The organism is uncultured Duncaniella sp. (assembly GCF_910577345.1).
Taxonomy (GTDB): domain Bacteria; phylum Bacteroidota; class Bacteroidia; order Bacteroidales; family Muribaculaceae; genus Duncaniella.
In genome coordinates this window covers 16047-34279 of record NZ_CAJTMT010000035.1, presented here as the reverse complement: position 1 = coordinate 34279, position 18233 = coordinate 16047, and the positions used below count along the sequence as shown (strand labels likewise).

Annotated in this window: 16 protein-coding genes; 12 read left to right on the top strand and 4 right to left on the bottom strand. The window is 52.9% G+C overall.

Annotated features, from left to right (window positions below; translation table 11 throughout):
- From QZ310_RS12015 to QZ310_RS11990, 6 genes are all read left to right on the top strand, one after another.
- A partial coding sequence (locus QZ310_RS12015) for an RHS repeat-associated core domain-containing protein (protein ID WP_297073141.1) occupies positions 1-893 on the top strand: 893 nt, incomplete at its 5' end.
- Positions 894-896: 3 nt separating this feature from the next.
- On the top strand, positions 897-1412 hold the full coding sequence (locus QZ310_RS12010) for a DKNYY domain-containing protein (protein WP_297073139.1): 516 nt from the start codon (positions 897-899) through the stop codon (positions 1410-1412).
- Positions 1413-1676: 264 nt separating this feature from the next.
- Entirely contained in the window at positions 1677-2234 is a 558-nt protein-coding gene (gene hpt, locus QZ310_RS12005; protein WP_297073137.1) for a hypoxanthine phosphoribosyltransferase, read from the top strand.
- Between the two features lie 117 nt (positions 2235-2351).
- A complete protein-coding gene (locus QZ310_RS12000) occupies positions 2352-2939 on the top strand; it encodes an adenylate kinase (protein ID WP_297073134.1) in 588 nt (195 codons plus the stop codon).
- Between the two features lie 50 nt (positions 2940-2989).
- Complete coding sequence (xseB, locus tag QZ310_RS11995) at positions 2990-3220, top strand: exodeoxyribonuclease VII small subunit (RefSeq protein ID WP_297073133.1); 231 nt, start codon at positions 2990-2992, stop codon at positions 3218-3220.
- 65 nt (positions 3221-3285) lie between these two features.
- Positions 3286-5337: a M13 family metallopeptidase gene (locus QZ310_RS11990; RefSeq protein ID WP_297073131.1), complete on the top strand. Its 2052-nt coding sequence runs from the start codon at positions 3286-3288 to the stop codon at positions 5335-5337.
- 146 nt (positions 5338-5483) lie between these two features.
- Here QZ310_RS11990 and QZ310_RS11985 read toward each other — a convergent pair whose 3' ends face one another.
- The 4 genes from QZ310_RS11985 to QZ310_RS11970 form a co-directional block, all read right to left on the bottom strand.
- Positions 5484-6455: a type I phosphomannose isomerase catalytic subunit gene (locus QZ310_RS11985; protein WP_297073129.1), complete on the bottom strand. Its 972-nt coding sequence runs from the start codon at positions 6453-6455 to the stop codon at positions 5484-5486.
- Between the two features lie 62 nt (positions 6456-6517).
- The gene (locus tag QZ310_RS11980) at positions 6518-7042 is read right to left on the bottom strand and encodes a hypothetical protein (RefSeq protein ID WP_297073126.1); all 525 of its coding nucleotides are present in this window, start codon (positions 7040-7042) and stop codon (positions 6518-6520) included.
- A 63-nt stretch (positions 7043-7105) separates the two neighbouring features.
- Positions 7106-9550, bottom strand: a complete 2445-nt coding sequence (locus QZ310_RS11975; RefSeq protein ID WP_297073124.1) for a two-component regulator propeller domain-containing protein — start codon at positions 9548-9550, stop codon at positions 7106-7108.
- A gap of 73 nt (positions 9551-9623) precedes the next feature.
- On the bottom strand, positions 9624-10202 hold the full coding sequence (locus QZ310_RS11970; RefSeq protein ID WP_297073123.1) for a non-canonical purine NTP diphosphatase: 579 nt from the start codon (positions 10200-10202) through the stop codon (positions 9624-9626).
- A 243-nt stretch (positions 10203-10445) separates the two neighbouring features.
- On the opposite strand from QZ310_RS11970, the gene rsmH reads away from it, so the two are divergent.
- The 6 genes from rsmH to murD all read left to right on the top strand — a co-directional run bounded on the left by rsmH (position 10446) and on the right by murD (position 18118).
- Entirely contained in the window at positions 10446-11360 is a 915-nt protein-coding gene (rsmH, locus tag QZ310_RS11965) for a 16S rRNA (cytosine(1402)-N(4))-methyltransferase RsmH (protein ID WP_297073121.1), read from the top strand.
- Positions 11361-11403: 43 nt separating this feature from the next.
- Positions 11404-11745, top strand: coding sequence for an FtsL-like putative cell division protein (locus QZ310_RS11960; protein ID WP_297073118.1), 342 nt, complete (start codon positions 11404-11406; stop codon positions 11743-11745).
- Positions 11745-13829 (top strand): penicillin-binding protein, encoded by a 2085-nt coding sequence (locus tag QZ310_RS11955; RefSeq protein ID WP_297073116.1) that lies wholly within the window; start codon positions 11745-11747, stop codon positions 13827-13829. The genes QZ310_RS11960 and QZ310_RS11955 overlap by 1 nt, the downstream gene beginning before the upstream one ends.
- A gap of 58 nt (positions 13830-13887) precedes the next feature.
- The gene (locus QZ310_RS11950) at positions 13888-15348 is read left to right on the top strand and encodes a UDP-N-acetylmuramoyl-L-alanyl-D-glutamate--2,6-diaminopimelate ligase (protein WP_297073114.1); all 1461 of its coding nucleotides are present in this window, start codon (positions 13888-13890) and stop codon (positions 15346-15348) included.
- A 121-nt stretch (positions 15349-15469) separates the two neighbouring features.
- Positions 15470-16735, top strand: a complete 1266-nt coding sequence (gene mraY, locus QZ310_RS11945; RefSeq protein ID WP_297073112.1) for a phospho-N-acetylmuramoyl-pentapeptide-transferase — start codon at positions 15470-15472, stop codon at positions 16733-16735.
- Between the two features lie 36 nt (positions 16736-16771).
- Entirely contained in the window at positions 16772-18118 is a 1347-nt protein-coding gene (gene murD, locus QZ310_RS11940) for a UDP-N-acetylmuramoyl-L-alanine--D-glutamate ligase (protein WP_297073110.1), read from the top strand.
- Positions 18119-18233: the final 115 nt, after the last annotated feature.

Below are 18233 nucleotides of genomic sequence, written 5' to 3'. Positions count from 1 at the left end.
GTAAGATAGTTGAGCAGACCAATTATTACCCCTACGGTGAGCCGTGGCGGGAAGCCACTGAGCAGCCCTTCCTGTACGCTGGCAACGAGCGCCTGCGCCTCTTCGGGCTGAACGAATACGACTTCCTCGCCCGCCGTTATAACCCCCTCCTCGCCTCCTTCACCACCTGGGATCCCCTCGCCGAGAAATATCCCTGGCTGAGCCCCTACGCCTACTGCGCAGGAAATCCCATCAACTACATCGATCCGAATGGGGAGGATTGGAGCATATATTCCTATCGCGATGAGGATGATAAGTTGCATATAATGATGAAAATTACCGGAGTGGTCTACAATGCGAGCAATGAGAAATTTGATATGGGAGCTGTCCGGGATGCCATTTCTTCACAGATAGAAGACGTGTTCACATTCAGTGGAAATGGTTTCAGTGTGTCCATGACAACAGATATTCGTGCCGTGAGCAGTGTCGATGAAGTCAACGACAAAGACCATGTTTTCGCAATTGTTGACCAGTCTGAGTTTAATGATTTAAATAGTGCTGCTGATGCTGTCCCAAATGGATTGACAATAAGATTCGGAACAACTATTGCAAAACAGATTATAGATGGGACAAATGATCGTACGATAGCACATGAGTTAGGACATACCGCCGGACTGCATCACCCAAATGAGAAAAGAAATAAATTACAAATAACTAATAGACGTAATAATTTAATGACCCAAACAAGATTTGCAGCAAAAAATGATAATAGACATCTTCATGTAAACCAATTAAATTCAATTATACGGTCCTACAATAACGGAGAATTAAATCAAGGTTATTCCAAGTCGCGAAGTATGATGTTTTCAAGACGTTGGCCATTCATAACATTAAAAAATAAAATAAATTTTTAAGATATGGAAATAAAGCAAATTAATATAATTACAGCAATGATTCTAATTTTCAGTAGCTGTACACATGGAGGTTATAATGATGTTCGAGATGTTGCTCAGTGGGTTTCGCTTGAAGATGGCGAGCGTGATGAGTATTATTATCGGATTGAAGGATCAATCTACGGAACTACGGAAAATAATTGTTCGTGTGCGATTAAGTATAATAGTCCATTGGAAGTGGACGTTGCGACATTTTTAATTGCAAAAGGTAACGATTATGCAAAAGATAAAAATCAAGTGTATTTTCCTATTTCACTCCGGACGGTAGATTTTTTGCCCGGTTTTGAAGATTGTGACGATGCCACATATATCACGCGGTATGTCGTTCAAAATGCTGACTCTAAATCATTTAAGTATCTTGGTGACGGTTATGCCATAGACAAGCATCACATGTATAAGAATGGTGAAAGAATTCCATGGGACGACAGTGTTATAGAGAAAGTAAGACTGGCACAGACCGCGCAGACGGAATGTCAATGACTTATGAGTTATGATGAAAAGATTGTCGTCCGGCAATTTGATATTGCTAATAGGATGACATATCCCATATATCTATAATCCTATAATATCAGGATTCGGAGAGGCGTTCCCGGCGTAGGTTTAGGAAATACAGGTCTGTATTTCCCGGTAAAATCGGGACAAAGTGTAGCCATGAGGGGTAAATTTTGCTTGTCGGTGATGAAAAATGGCGGTAATATTGAGATTTTTGAGTAACTTTGCGCAAAATTTTTTCTGCCCGGAACCATGAAATGTAAATGCTATCAGGGGATGAATTTCCGACCGTTCATTACCCAGACACAGATAACAGAGCGCATCGCCGAAATCTCGAAGTCGATAATCTCGGAGTATGGTGACTGCAATCCATTGTTCGTGTGTGTGCTCAACGGAGCCGCACCCTTTGCCGTTGACCTTTTCCGCGCGTGTGAGGACATCGATGCGGAGCTGACCTTCGTGCGTCTGAAGAGCTACGAGGGGATGGGCTCCACCGGAGTCGTCAAGCAGGTCATGGGTCTGAGCGAGAATCTCGAAGGCCGTCACATCATCCTTGTCGAAGACATCATCGACACAGGCAACACTATGGTGAAGCTTCTTGCCGACCTTGAGGCCCACCGTCCCGCTTCGGTGAAGATTGCCACTCTCCTTTTCAAGCCAGAGGCTTTGCAACATCCGGAGCTCAAGCCGGACTATGTCGGGTTCGAGATTCCCAAGAAGTTCATCATCGGCTATGGCCTCGACATCGACGGCCTTGCCCGCAACCTCAACGACATCTATGTGCTCGATGAGGACTGCAAGGATGAATAATGTGTGAGTTTGACACATAATTCCCAATTCTGTCAGAGCGGGCACAGAGTTGCCGCCGGATGATGGCGGCCAGCGGCCCCGGATTGTAATATAATAGGTAAAAAATAAGGATAAAGAATGTTTAATCTTGTAATTTTCGGTGCCCCCGGAAGTGGTAAAGGCACCCAAAGCCAGAAACTTATCGACCGCTATGGTCTGACCCATATCTCGACCGGCGATGTGCTCCGCGCACAGATTGCCGCCGGAACCGAGCTCGGCAAGATTGCCGACAGCTACATCTCGAAGGGCCATCTTATCCCTGATGATCTGATGGTCGACATACTCGCGCAGGAGGTTGACCGCCTGCGTCCGACATCCAACGGTTTTATCTTCGACGGTTTCCCCCGCACCATTCCTCAGGCCGAGGCTCTGAAGAAGATGCTCGAACAGAGGGGCGAGGAAGTGCATTCGGTCATCGGTCTCGAAGTCGAGGACGAAGAGCTGATGGAGCGTCTCGTGAAGCGCGGAATCGACAGCGGACGTTCCGATGACAACCCCGAGACAATCGGTCGCCGTCTGAAAGTCTACCATGACACCACCTCACCTCTGCGTGAATACTATACGAACGAAGGCAAGTACACTCCGATCCACGGGTCGGGACATGTCGACGAAATATTCTCAAACATCGTCAACGCCATTGACAATCATCCCCAGCTCAAGGCGTGACATAATGGGGTTTCCCCGCAAACAAATTCATAACCATCCGAAAACTCTCCATGACAGAATTCAAGCCGATAAGCGAGCTCACTTACGCCCAGAGCGTGGGTGAGCTCGAAGGCATTCTCAGAATGATGCAGAGCGACAACTGTGACATCGATCACCTTGCCGCCTATACCCGCCGTGCGACAGAGCTGCTGAAAGCTTGCCGCTCACGGCTGACGACTACCGAGGAGGAACTGCGCGACATCCTCGCCGCCCTCGGCACCGAGACCGGTGGCAATGCCTGACCGGTAATGGCCGCTCCCGCCGCGCCCTCGACTGAAAACACAGAACCAATTATATCAACTCCAACATGAAACTACTTCCTATTGCAGCAGTCGCCATGACACTGACAGTTGCGACAACCGGATGTAAGCAGAACAAGACCGAGCATCTCGCCAGTCTTAACGTGGCCTATATGGACACCACCGTCGCTCCCGGTTCAGACTTCTACACCCATGTGACAAAGGGCTGGATGGATGCACATCCCCTGACAGCCGAACATGCACGCTACGGACAGTTCGACATCCTCAACGATTCGTCGGAGGCTCGTGTGCGCAACCTCATCCAGAACCTCGGCGATTCCAATCCCCAAGAGGGCACCGTTGCCCACAAGGTATGGACCGTCTACTCTCAGGCAATGGACACCGCGCGCCGCAATGCCGAAGGTGCAAAGCCCATCCTCGCCGACCTCAAGAAGATTGAAGACACTCCCCATGAAGGGATGGAGGACCTCTTCCTCTGGATGCACGGCAACTATGCAAGCCCCTTCTTCGGCGCAGGCCCCATGGAAGACCTCTCGAACTCCACCGTCTATGCAATGTATGTCTCCGGCGGCGGCATGGGTCTCGGTGACCGCGACTACTACCTGCTCAACGACGAGCGCAACACCTCTGTGCGCAACGCCTACAAGAAACTTATCGCTGACCAGATGCAGAACGCAGGCTATTCCGCAGCCGACGCGCAGCGCATCGTGGGCAACGTCATGAAGATCGAGACGGCCCTCGCCGACTCTGCCTTCACCCGTGAGGAGAGCCGCGACATCCCCCGCATGTACAACCCCCGCACCTTCGCCCAGGTCAAGGAGATGTATCCCGCCATCAACTGGGACCGCTTCTTCATCGAGACAATGGGCATCGAGTCGCCCGACACCCTTATCGTGACCGAGCTTAAGAGCGTCGCTCAGGCCAACAAGCTCATGGGCTCCCTCAGCGACCGCGAAATCAAGGACTACTATCTCTGGAAGTATGTCAGCCAGGCTTCATCTAAACTCAGCGACGACTTCACCAACGCCAACTTCGAATTCTCGAAGGTGATGAGCGGTGTGCAGGAACTCCGTCCCCTCTGGAAGCGTGCTCTCGATGCAACCGAAGGTGCTCTCGGTGAGGCAGTCGGCGAACTTTACGTCGAGAAGTACTTCCCCGCAAGCTCCAAGGAATATATGCTCGGCCTCGTCGAGAATCTCCGCACTGCCCTCGGCAAGCATATCGCAAACCTCGACTGGATGAGCGACTCGACCAAGATGCGCGCACAGGAGAAACTCGCGGCCTTCACCGTGAAGATCGGCTATCCCGACAAGTGGAAGGACTACTCCTCAATGGAAATCGACCCCAAACTCAGCTATTATGAGAACATGCACAACGTCGGCATGTGGCACCAGAAGGAAACCTACGCCAAGTGGGGCAAACCCGTGGACCGCACCGAGTGGGGCATGACTCCTCAGACTGTCAACGCATATTATAATCCTCTTGCCAACGAAATCGTCTTCCCCGCAGCTATCCTGCAGGCTCCCTTCTTCGACCCGAACGCTTCGGATGCAGAGAACTATGGCGGTATCGGCGTGGTAATCGGCCACGAGATGACCCACGGATTCGACGACCAGGGCCGCAACTTCGATGCCAAGGGCAACATGACCAACTGGTGGACAGAGGCCGACGCAAAGGCATTCGAGGAGAAGACAAAGGGCCTTATCGCTCAGTTCGACGAGGTTGAGGTGCTTCCCGGCGTTCACGCCAACGGCCAGTACACTCTCGGTGAGAACATCGCCGACCAGGGTGGTCTGCGCGTGGCCATGACAGCCTTCCTTGACGCTCAGGCCAAGAAGGGTGTCGACATCAAGTCGCCCGAAGCCAAAATCGACGGTTTCACTCCCGAACAGGTGTTCTACATGAACTATGCCAACCTCTGGGCCAACAATATCCGCGACGAGGAGATTCGTTCGCTCACAACCGGCGATGTTCACTCGCTCGGCCGCAACCGCGTGAATGTGACACTCCGCAACATCGCACCCTTCTTCGAGGCATTCGGCATCACTGAGGGTCAGCCGATGTTCCGTCCCGAGGCTGAACGCATCGTTATCTGGTAAGCCTCCGTTCTCAGATACAAGCCCTTCAATCCCTGAATTTCAGGGATTGGTAGAACAGGCCATAAAATAGAAAGACTACCATGCTATTTCGAACTGTAAATAGCATGGTAGTCTTTCTATTTTATGGCCTGTCGTTGTTATGCTCTCTAAGCCTGGATGGAGAGGAGACCGGCTGTGCCGGTTGCGGAGATAGAGGTAATTGTGGCGGGGAAGAGAAGGGTTTCTCCTTGGGAAATGCGAAGGGTCTGAGGGTTGCTGTCAGTCAAGCCGGTCGAGCAGGTTATCTCGGCCTCACCGCTGAGACACATCACGATGGTGAACGACTCGCGTGTGTGGGGCAGGACAGTCGGTTCAGAAGTCAGATTGAGTTTGTGGACCACGAAATAGGGGCAGTCGGCAAGCAGACTCCCTTCCGGCTTTGAGCGATAGTCGGGATAGACGGTATAGTCGATGGCATCGCGGGCCTCGGCAGTGTGGAGCTGACGCGGATTTCCATCCTTGTCGCGACGGTCGTAGTCATAGATGCGGTAGGTGATGTCGCTTGTCTGCTGGATTTCTGCGAGGAGATTACCGGCACCGATGGCGTGGATGCGTCCGGCAGGGAGGAAGAAGGTATCGCCGGGAGCGGAATCGTAGGCGGCTATGACATCCATGATGCTGTTGTCGGCCACGCGTCGTTCATACTCTTCCGGGGTGATTGACTCCTTCAGTCCGACATATATTTTGGCATCTGCATCGGTGTCGATGACATGCCACATCTCCGTTTTGCCCGGGCAGTTGTGGCGTTTGCGGGCAAGGGCGTCGTCGGGATGTACCTGGACCGACAGATTGTCGCGGGCATCAATGATTTTGATAAGCAGAGGGAAATTCTCGCCGAAGCGGTTGAAAATATCCTGCCCGACAAGCTTGGCACCATGTTCGCGGATGAGTTCGCAGAGCGATTTTCCGCTTTCAGGACCTTTGTCAACAACCGATACATGACCGGGAACAGCCGAGATTTCCCAACTTTCGCCAATGGCGTTCCTGTCGGTCTTTATCCCCTTGAATGGGGCAATACGCTCACCACCCCAAATCACTGATTTGAGGTAGGGGGAAAAATGCAACACATTAGTAAACATAAAAACTATTGGAAACGTGATGAAAAAGGTAAAGGTGAGGAGGGAAGTGGGGGTATATGGGATCAGAGCATACGGAGAGCATCGAGGAGTTCGAGGGTGTCGAGCCGCGAGAGGGTGCGCCGTTGTGAGAGTGTGGTGGCGAAGTCGTGGGCTACGGACTGGACCCCGCGATGGGAGAACACGCGGTTCAGGTATGAAAAGTTCTTGTCAAACAGACGGTCGATTTCATCATCGTCAAGCGAACAGGCCTCATGGCCCTCCTCTCGGGCAAAGTCATGGAGAAAATCATGAAGGTCCTGCGGGAGCGCTTCCCGACGGTTGACGAGGTGACGGCAAAGGAGGTTTGACATGAGCATACCGATGCCGATATTGTAGTTCTTCAGCATCTGATTCCATGCGGCCTTGGCCGAAACTCCGGGATTGCCGGCAAAATAGAAATCAGGCGACATGGCGACCATCTCATTGGGGTCGCCGTCAAGAGTGATTGAGGCAAGCATGTCGTCGCCGTCAAACACCATCAGGCCAATAGCCATACCGGTGGCTCCGTAGCACCGGTCATTGTCATCTGTGTATTTTAGAGTTTTCATATATGAAACATCGTTTTTATAGTATCAAACGTCCTTCGGGCATGAAGGGTTTTGGATAGACTCTTAATTTACAACAAGGATTTTTGCCACGACATCGCCCTGCGAGTCGGTGTCGGAGCTCGTGGATGCGAAGACGTAGTAGACACCGCTCTTGACACGCGCGCCGTTGAGCGTACAGCCGTCCCATGTGGCCATACCGCCGTCGGAGATGGTCTGGTAGACAAGGTGCATACCTGAGTCCATTATCTTGACCATCGAGGAATCCATGAGTCCGCGGATGGTGATAAGTCCGGTGTAGTCGGGGGTGACGGGGTTGGGGTAGGCGATGACGTCGGAGTAGTCGGGACGACCCGGAGAGGAGGTTGAAGAGTATTCATAGAGACCGTTTAGGGTCGCGATGAATACGGAGTTCGAGTTAGGGTCGACATAGACATCCGACACGCAGTTAGTGGCAAGCGGAGAGTTGGAAGTGTTGAAATTCTCGATGATTTCATCACCGTTGGGGCTGACGAGATACAGTCCCGACTCCTCGGTGGCAATCCATTTGCGGTCGGAGGCATCGACAGCGATTGCGTGTATCTTCTCGGTGTCAAGGAGATAGTCGGCAAGATTGGTGCCGTCGTTGCGGGGTATTTTCAGACGGTTGATGCGGAAATCGGTGCCGAATATATTGGCGGGATTGACGATTTCTGCGGGGCCGTTTGTCGTGCCTATCCACACGCGTCCGCGACTGTCCTCCGCGAAGCAGGTGATATAGTCAGGGGTGAAGTTCTTGCCGTCCTGGTCGGTCATGATTGTCACGGCCTGGGGCTGGTCATCGGAGGTGTCGGTAATGGAGTTTCCGTAATACAGTGCCGTGAATCCCTCCTGATAGCGGGAGTCGGCAAGAAGTATGACGGGGATTTTGTTGCAAAGATGGAAGATGACGTCGCGGTCCTTCACATTGCCGCCGAAGTCAAGCCCGATCCAGTCCTCTTTGGTGACTGTCGCAGGGTCTTTCTTACGTTTGTCGGAGGGAAGAATCACGAGGGGAGGTTGGCTTGTATCTCCTGTGTAGACAGCGACCAGCAGGTTGCCTTTTGAGTCAAACTGTGCGGAAGTCGTTCTCCAGGCGTAATTGTAGTTGTAATTGATAAGTGAATTCTCGTCAAACTTGCCGATCTGACGGCCATCTTTCAGCACATACACACCCTCGTTTCCTGAGCCTACATAGTGGATGGAGGGATTGTCGGGGTCTTCAAGGAGGAAAGTGGGAGAGAAGATATGGTCACCTTTTCCTACGCATGTCTGGGCAGAAGCTTTTGACTTGTAGGTGATGCCTGAGGCTTCTATATTGGAAATCTTACCGTTTTCATAGACATTTCCGGTGAAGGGGGTGTCGTAGAAATCGCCGTTGCCGACAGCAAAACTTCGGCTCAGTCCTCGGTTCGACATGAGGAATCCATTGTTGTCGGTCAAAGGATAGAGTGTGCAGATGTCGGAGAAAGTAGTTGCGTCCATCGGGCGGTACTTGTCGCGCATGACTGTGACTGAGCCATCTTCCGACAGGCGGTAGTTGGCAAGTCCGGTCACATCGGCTGCCCATATTGATGTCGGGCCGTCGACGGTGGCTATCATGTTGCTCTGCAGCGGTTCGGGTATAGTGGCGCTCCGGCTGACAGTCCAAGGGAAGGATATGTGGTTGAGAGAGGTCGATGTGGTGAACCATACGCCATCCTCGGCATGGAACAGTCCGGTCACGCCGGTGATTCCATGGTCAGTATATGTGCCGCTGTTGCGTGAATCGTAAAATACAAGGTCGAGGAGGAGATTGCGGGTGGTGCGGAGGGCGAAGTGCGTCACTTTGTTCTCCTTGTCGTCAGCTATCTTGACAAGGTCAGCCGGGACACCTGCAAGGTTGTGCTGGCGTTTGAACTTGCTCAGATTGTTGTGGCGTTCGGTCTTTGGCGAAGAATAGACAGTATAGGTCCATTGTTCCGGCGATATTACAATCAGCAGATTCTCGGGGGTGGTTGCTATTGCGAGAACCTCAGTGTCGAAAATTCCTGATTCTTTGACCTGGAAGGTAGTGTCGTCATAGATGACTATGCCGAAAGTCGTGGCGATGTATATGAGGCCATCGTCGAAAGTCACATGGTTTATACCCTTGCTGGCCACATTTGAATCACGAATTTCCGGAAGGGGGATGCGCTCGCCGTTATCCATGAGAATGTCGATGTTGCCATCCTCGTAGGCCACCAGAAGGTAGCCCTTGTCGTAGTTATAATATATGTCGTCCACTCGGGTGCCTCCAAGGTCTGAGCCGGGCATATAGGCGTGGCTCTCGTCATTGGCCTTGTCATAGGAGTGGAGTGAGCCGGATGTGGCGAGATAGACATGGTCGGGGGTTTCGATCAGGCGGTCGGGGGTTCCGAAAGCCGGATAGAACTTCCAGCTCCCGGTGGCAAGCTGCGCGGAGAGGGCAAGGGGGAGGAGAGAAAGCAGGGATATTGTAAGTTTTCGTAGCATTGCTGTGGTGGTATTGTGTTGGTTGGAGAGTGGGAGGTCTGACCGGGTGATTTTATCTGTTCCGAGAGGGTTTTCAGAGGGTCTGCAGATAGTCCATCAGACGGGCTGTGGCGCGGCCTCTGTGGCTGATGGCATTCTTGGCGTCGGGAGTCATCTCTGCAAAGCTGACAGCGCTTTCAACGGGTTTGAACACAGGGTCATAGCCGAAACCTGCAGTTCCGTGGGCTTCCGTCAGGATTTCTCCTTCAACGCGTCCCTCGAAGGTCATTTCCCGACCGTTGAGGATGAGGGCTATTACCGTCACGAAGCGGGCGCCGCGGGTGGTGATGCCGTCGAGGTTCTTAAGGAGGAGCGCCATGTTGGCTGCGCTGTCATGACCGGGTCCGGCATAGCGTGCCGAGTAGACCCCGGGGGCACCGTCGAGAGCATCGACCATCAAACCGGTATCGTCGGCGAAGCAGTCATAGCCGTAGTGCTCTTTGACATAGCGGGCTTTCATGAGCGCATTTCCTTCGAGGGTGTCGGCAGTCTCAGGTATATCTTCCTCGCAACCAATCTCTTTGAGGGACAGTATGCGGAACTTTCCGCCGACTATCCTGCGGATTTCTTCAAGCTTGTGGGAATTGTTGGTGGCAAATACTATATCTTGCATTGTTTCGGACATATTTAATAATTAACGCTGTAAGGCCCTTAATATTGCTCCGGAGGTACATTTTATGGCTGAGGAGGCGTGAGGGCAGTTTGCTGAGGTTTGCAATTGCAAATTTCAATTGTTGTTGAGAATCAAAAAGATAGGGAAATGTTAATAATTTCTTGAAAAAAGTGGGTAAATTATGCAGTTTAGTTTTGCAAATTTTTGTAATTTTACACCCTCATAAATGCAAGTTCATCTCCTATGTCTGAAGAAGTTTACCACATCCCTGCGCTGCTACCCCAAACCATTGAGGCACTTGATATTCACCCCGGCGGTGTCTATGTCGACGCGACCTTCGGTGGCGGCGGCCATTCACGCGCCATCATGGAATGTCTGGATGCGGGATGTGGCGGACATCTCTATTCATTCGACCAGGATGAGGATGCCGTGAAGCGTGCTCCGGAGGATGACCGTTTCACCATGGTCTACTCCAACTTCCGTTTCATCACCAACTTCATGCGCTACTACGATGTCGATGGTGTGGACGGAGTGCTTGCCGACCTCGGGGTCTCGTTCCATCATTTCGACGACACTGAGCGCGGATTCTCATTCCGTTTCGACGGCCCTCTCGACATGCGCATGAACCGTCAGGCTTCGCGTTCGGCCGCCGACCTGCTCAACACTCTCCCAGAGGAGAAGATTGCCGACCTGCTCTACATCTACGGCGAACTCAAGCAGAGCCGTGCGATGGCCCGCTCCATTGTCAAGGCCCGTGCGAATGCTCCCTTCTCCACCATCGGGCAGTTGATGGAGGCCGTCAAGCCCCACATTGACCCACGCAAGGAGAAAAAGGAACTCGCACAGCTTTTCCAGGCTCTGCGCATCGAGGTCAACGATGAGATGGGAGCGTTGAAGGAACTGCTGCAAGGCGCACTGAAGGTCCTCAAACCCGGCGGACGGCTTGCCGTCATCACCTACCACAGCCTTGAGGACCGTCTGGTGAAGAATTTCATGAAGACCGGCGATTTCGCAGGCAAGGCCGAGAAAGATTTCTTCGGCAAAATCAACGCCCCGCTGAAACCGCTCGGCAACAAGCCGGTTGTCCCGGATGCCGAGGAAATCGAACGCAATCCACGCTCACGCAGCGCAAAGCTCCGTGTAGCCGTCAAACTATAGAAAAATCCATAATCGCTAACTCTCAACTCAAGAAAACACAAAATTGGCAACACGAACCGTAAAAGCCTCCGGGCGTCCGTCAATTATAAGCCGTCTTTTCAGGGGTCAGGTACTGTCGAGCGACTTTTTTGCCCGCCATTGGCTCCCTGTGGCGATTGGTGTGGTTGTGGCGATGGTCTATATCACCACCAAATACACCTGCCAGACAAACATGGAAAAAATTGCCGAGCTTGAACGCAAGCTTGAAATCGTCAACAACGAGAAGTCGCGCGAGCGCAGCGCCTTCATGGGCCGTATCCGCGAGACTTCGATGCAGCAGATGGTCGATTCGCTCCATCTCAACCTGAAAGTTCAGTCACAGCCACCCTATAAGATTCCGAAATAGTGAAAAAGGACAACCGCAGCTATATCCTCCTACGCTATGGTCTCGTCATAGTCTTCATCCTCTGGCTTGCAGCCTGCATCGTGGTGAAACTTTGTGAGACCACAGTCGTTGATGCCGACAAGTGGAATCAGAGGGCCAACGAACTTCTCTCGCAGACCAAAGAAATCATCCCGGGCCGAGGCAACATCCTCGCTTCGGACGGCAGTGTGCTTGCAACCAACCTCAATTTCTACACCGCGCGCATCGACTACCGCGCCGAGAAGTTCAACGAGAAACTTTTCCGCGACACCATCGACCAGCTCGCAGCCAGAATGGCCGAGCATTTCCCGGTCAAGTCTGCCGAACAGTGGAAAAAGCATCTTCTGAAACCGCTCGACAAGGTGAAGGAGAAGCGTCCCCGCGCCTACAAGCTTATGTCGGGGCTTTCCCACGCTGATATGGAGACCCTCCGTACCTTCCCGTTTTTCAGTATCAAGAACCGCAACCGCAACGGTCTGACGTTTGAAAAATACATGCGCCGTTTCAACCCCTACGGCGACATGGCGCGTCGAAGCATCGGCGGTGTGGGCGAGACAGCGGAGAGCAAGGAGATTCACGGTATATCAGGTCTCGAAAAGGCCCTCGACTCGCTCCTCTACGGCAAGGTCGGCTACAGCAAGATGATTAATCTCACGAAAAAAATCACCGACTGGACCGATATTCCCGCAATCCCCGGCAGCGATATTGTCACAACCATCGACATCAATATGCAGGACATTGTCGAGAGCGAACTCAACAATGTGCTCGACACCTGCGGTGCCGACTGGGGAGTGGCGGTGTTGATGGACGTGAAGAACGGCGACATCAAGGCCATCTCGAATCTTGAACGCAATCCGCGCGGTCCCGGCTATATCGAGGCGCGCAACCGTGCGGTGATGGGCTACGAACCCGGATCGGTCGTGAAGACCCTTTCGATGATGATTGCCGTTGAGGATGGTCTCGTGCCTGACCTCGACGAAGTGCTCCCGACCGGCAGCGGCTGGGCCTACGCGGGCGGACGTCCCATCACCGATGCCCACCATTCGGCCTCCATCCGTGCGGGCGACGTTCTCGAGCAGTCATCCAACATCGGCATGGCCCGAATCATCACCCGTAAATACAATGACAATCCCGGCGCTTTCTATTCGCGCGTCAAGGCTCTCGGTTTCCTCGAACCGATGAACACCGGTATCGCCGGTGAGGTGCCTCCGCGTTTCGACAGTGTCCCCAACGACCGTGGCGGACGCATCGCTCTCTCCCGCATGAGCTACGGTTATGCTACCGAAATCCCGCCGCTCTACACCCTTGCCATCTACAATGCCATCGCCAACGATGGTGTTTTCGTCCGTCCGCGTCTTGTCAAGGAGGTCAAGGGTGCGGTCGACTCCGTATTCCCTGTCGGCTACATGGGCAATGGCCGCGCCTGCTCACCGCAGACCGCCGCTACCCTCCGTCAGATGCTCACCAATGTGGTATGGGGTGACCACGGAACCGGTCGTTTCCTCCGCAACAATACGGTGAGAATCGCCGGAAAGACCGGAACATGCTACATGATTGAGAACGGAGCCTACAATCAGGGAAAGAAACGTCTTGCGTTCTGCGGTTTCTTCCCGGCGGAGGAACCGAAATACTCCTGCGTGGTGCTGACCTGCCATCCGACCAAGAATTTCTTCGGTGCGGCGACGACTTCAGGTCAGGTTCTCCGCAATATTGCCCTCAAACTCTATTCCAGAGGTATGCTCGGCAACAGTTCGGACTATCGGAGCGTTACTCCATCGGACGCGGCTCCAACCTTCTATGCCTCGGCTTCCGGACGTAAGGCATACGAGCGTGTGAAGTCTGATTTCGCCATTCCCTCACACCGTTCGCTCAAATCTCCGTCGACAGTTGCCAAAGGCACACTCCCCGACGTGAAGGGCTACGGACTTCGCGAGGCGATTGTCGCGCTTGAGACTGCAGGCTACAACGTGGACTACACCGGTTCCGGCTATGTCCGCTCGATGGAACCCGCTGCGGGGACACGTCCCGCCCGAGGAACCCGCGTCAGACTGGTGCTCGGCAACTGAGCCGCCGGTCAGGTTATGAAAAAGAATATGTCACATCTTTAAAACACATATATTCAAGGTGAAAAATCTAAAAGAGCTTCTCTCCCCACTTGACATCACTAAAATCATCGGAAATGATGATAAGGAAATCACCGCACTTACCTCCGATTCGCGCAAAGTCGAACCGGGCACACTCTTTGTGGCCGTCCCGGGCGTGAGTGTCGACGGGCATCGCTTTATTCCCATGGCAGAGGAAAAGGGTGCCGTTGCGGTGGTGTGTCAGGAATTGCCGGCCAATCTCTCCACGCATGTGACTTACATCGTGGTTCCCTCGTCGGCTCTCGCGCTCGGCTACATCGCTTCGCAGTGGTTCGACAATCCTTCGCGCAAGCTGAAGCTCGTCGGGGTCACCGGTACGAACGGCAAGACCACTACTGCCACCTTAATATATGAGATGGCACGTCTGCTCGGCCACAAGGCCGGATTGCTCTCCACCGTGTGCAACTATGTCGATGACAAAGCCTATCCCACTGACCATACGACACCCGATCCATACACCCTCAATGAAATGCTTCATCTGATGGTGGAGGCCGGATGCGAATATGCAGCTATGGAGGTAAGCTCCCATGCCGCCGACCAGCAGCGCATTGCAGGCTTGCATTTCGTGGGTGGTATCTTCACCAATCTTACCCGCGACCACCTCGACTATCACAAGACCTTCGAGGCTTATCTCGCTGCCAAGAAGAAATTTTTCGACATGCTTCCCCGCGATGCGTTCGCCCTCACGAATGCCGACGACAAGGTAGGGGAGGTGATGTTGCAGAACACCCGTGCCCATCGCTACACCTATTCGCTCCGCAGCGAGGCTGATTTCCGCGGGCGCATCATCGAGTCGCGTCTCGACGGTACACTCCTCTCGCTCAACGGCCATGAGGTGGAACTGCTGTTCACCGGCAAGTTCAATGCCTATAATCTCACCGCCGTCTACGGTGCTTGTGTGCTGATGGGTTGGGACAAGGAGGATGTGTTGCGCGAGATGTCGCGCCTCGTTCCGGTTGCCGGACGCTTCCAGTCCTTCCACTCTTCCAAGGGCTACACTGCCATTGTCGACTATGCTCACACGCCTGATGCTGTGGTCAATGTGCTCAACGCTATCCGCGAGGTCATCGGCAAGGAGGGCGAAATTATCACGGTGGTCGGTGCCGGCGGTAACCGCGACAAGGGTAAGCGCCCCATCATGGCGCGTGAGGCTGCCTCACGCAGTGAGCGTCTGATACTCACTTCCGACAATCCCCGTTTCGAGGAGCCGGAAGATATTCTCAAGGATATGGAGGAGGGACTCGACGACGAGGCCCGCAAACGCACCCTCCACATCACTGACCGCCGTCAGGCCATCCGCACCGCAGCAACTCTTGCCGGAAAAGGCACCGTCATTCTGATTGCCGGAAAAGGCCATGAGGATTATCAGGAAATCAAGGGCGTCAAGCACCACTTTGATGACCGCGAGGTGGTGAGGGAAATAATTGCCGGTGAAAAATAGGAGGAAGGGCTGACACAGGTCAGTATCAGCCCCGAGAATCCTTGATTGCCTCTCTCCTTCCGCTCCTCCCTCTCCCCCTTCAAAAAATCATCTGATTAATCGCTAAAAAACTCTTTAAAAAGTGCTTTACTATTTATTTGATTTTCTTCAGGATTACAACTTCCCGGGTTCGCGTCTGATGAGCTACATCACCTTCCGTTCGGGAGCGGCGCTCTTGCTGTCGCTTTTCATCGCCCTGGTGTTCGGACGCAAGATTATCGACCGTCTGCAGTTGATGCAGGTGGGCGAGATTATCCGTGACCTCGGGCTGGAGGGACAGATGCAGAAAACCGGTACCCCCACGATGGGTGGTGTCATTATAATCATCTCCATACTCATTCCCTGTCTGCTTGTTGGCGACCTGAGCAACATCTACATGATTCTGATGCTCATATCGACCATCTGGCTCGGCACCCTCGGCTTTTGCGACGACTATATCAAGGTCGCCAAACACGACAAGGAGGGCATGAAGGGTAAATTCAAGATTATTGGTCAGGTGGGTCTCGGTCTGATGGTCGGTCTCACCATGTATCTCAGCCCCGACATCACACAGCGCCAGGTTGTCCCCGTGAAATACACGACGGAGAACATGGAGACAGTCTATCTGAGTTCGTCGCAGGATGTGAAATCGACACAGACCACCATCCCCTTCGTGAAGGACAACAACTTCGACTATGCCTATCTCACAGAGTGGATGGGACCCTACGCACAGGCCGGTGGCTGGGTGCTTTTCGTGTTGGTTGTGATAGTTGTCGTGGCCGCGACGAGCAACGGCGCCAATCTCACCGACGGACTCGACGGATTGTGTGCGGGAACGTCGGCCATCATCTGTGTGGCCCTCGCCATCATGGCTTATCTCGGAGGCAATGTCATTTATTCGACATACCTTAATATAATGTACATTCCCCAGTCCTCGGAACTGGTGGTGTTCATGTCGGCTTTCATCGGTGCGCTCATAGGTTTCCTCTGGTACAATGCCTATCCCGCACAGGTGTTCATGGGCGATACAGGCTCGCTCACCATCGGCGGTATCATCGCCGTCTTTGCCATCCTTATCCACAAGGAGCTGCTCATACCGATTCTCTGTGCGATTTTCTTCGTCGAGGACCTTTCGGTCATGTTGCAGGTGGCATACTTCAAATACACTAAACGCAAATACGGCGAGGGACGGCGCATCTTCAAGATGACCCCTCTCCATCACCACTATCAGAAACCGGGCAATTCCGGCATCCAGGCCTTGATTCAGGCACCCTTGCGGGCAATACCTGAGTCGAAGATTGTCACCCGTTTCTGGATTGTAGGAATCTTTCTCGCCGTCATCACATTCGTAACTCTTAAAATCAGGTAATAGGCCTGACCTCATAATAAAAAAATCACATACGACATGACAAAGAATCTCGTCATACTCGGTGGAGGTGAAAGCGGCGTGGGCGCCGCCATCCTCGGCAAGGAAAAAGGAATGAATGTCTTTCTCAGCGACTATGGAACCATAGCCGAAAAATATCGCCGCCAGCTCGACGAAGAAGGCATTGAATGGGAAGATGGACATCATTCGATGGACCGCATACTCGCTGCCGATGAGGTGGTGAAGAGTCCGGGTATTGCCCCCACCACACCTGTCATGAAGGCAATCGCCGAGAAGGGAATCCCCGTGATTTCCGAAATCGAGTTTGCCGGCCGCTACACGGATGCCAAGATGGTCTGCATCACCGGCAGCAACGGTAAGACGACCACAACACTCCTCACATATCATATCCTCAAGAATGCAGGACTCAACGTAGGCCTTGCAGGAAACGTAGGCCGCAGTCTCGCTCTTCAGGTGGCCCGCGACCATCATGATTTCTATGTGATTGAGCTTTCGAGCTTCCAGTTGGAGAACATGTATAAGTTCCGTGCCAACATCGCCGTGATTCTCAACATCACTCCCGACCATCTTGACCGCTACGAATACAAGATGCAGAACTATATCAACGCCAAATTCCGCATACTCAACAATCTCACTCCCCAGGACGCATTCATCTACTGGCAGGACGATCCCGTCATCACCCGTCAGCTCGAGCAGATCCGCACCGAGGCGCAGATGTTCCCCTTTGCCGAACATCACGAGGAAGGAAGCCGTGCTTGGGTCGACGATGAGGCTTCGCTCATCATCGACACCCCCGAGACATCGCTCAACATGCCCCGTGCGGAGCTTTCGCTCAACGGTCTCCATAATCTCTACAACTCTATGGCCGCAGCTCTCTCGGCTTGCATCCTTGACATCGACAAGAAAGAAATCCGCGAGGCGCTGAGCGACTTCGAGGGTGTGGAGCACCGTCTGGAATATGTTGCCACAGTCAATGATGTGCGCTACATCAACGACTCCAAAGCTACGAATGTCAACTCCTGCTGGTATGCTCTCGAATCGATGCCCGAGAACACTATCCTCATTCTCGGAGGAAAGGACAAAGGCAATGATTACAGCGAGATTCTTCCTCTTGTCAAGGAAAAGGTCAAGGCGATAGTGTGCATGGGCAAGGACAACGCCAAACTCCTCGATTTCTTCGGGAAAGAGGGTATTGAGCTCCACGACACCCATTCGATTGACGATGCCGTCAACACTTGCGCCTCAATCGCCAAACCCGGCGACACAGTGCTCCTCTCGCCCTGCTGCGCAAGCTTCGACCTCTTCAGCAGCTACGAAGACCGCGGCCGCCAGTTCAAGGACCGCGTCTGTGCTCTTGTTTTTTAATATAGAGATTCTTTTAGTATAGAGATTAAAGTATAGAGTATAGAGGGTGTTGAGTATAGAGATTAAAGTATAGAGTATAGATAATACTTTAGTCGAACCTCACCATCACCTTTTT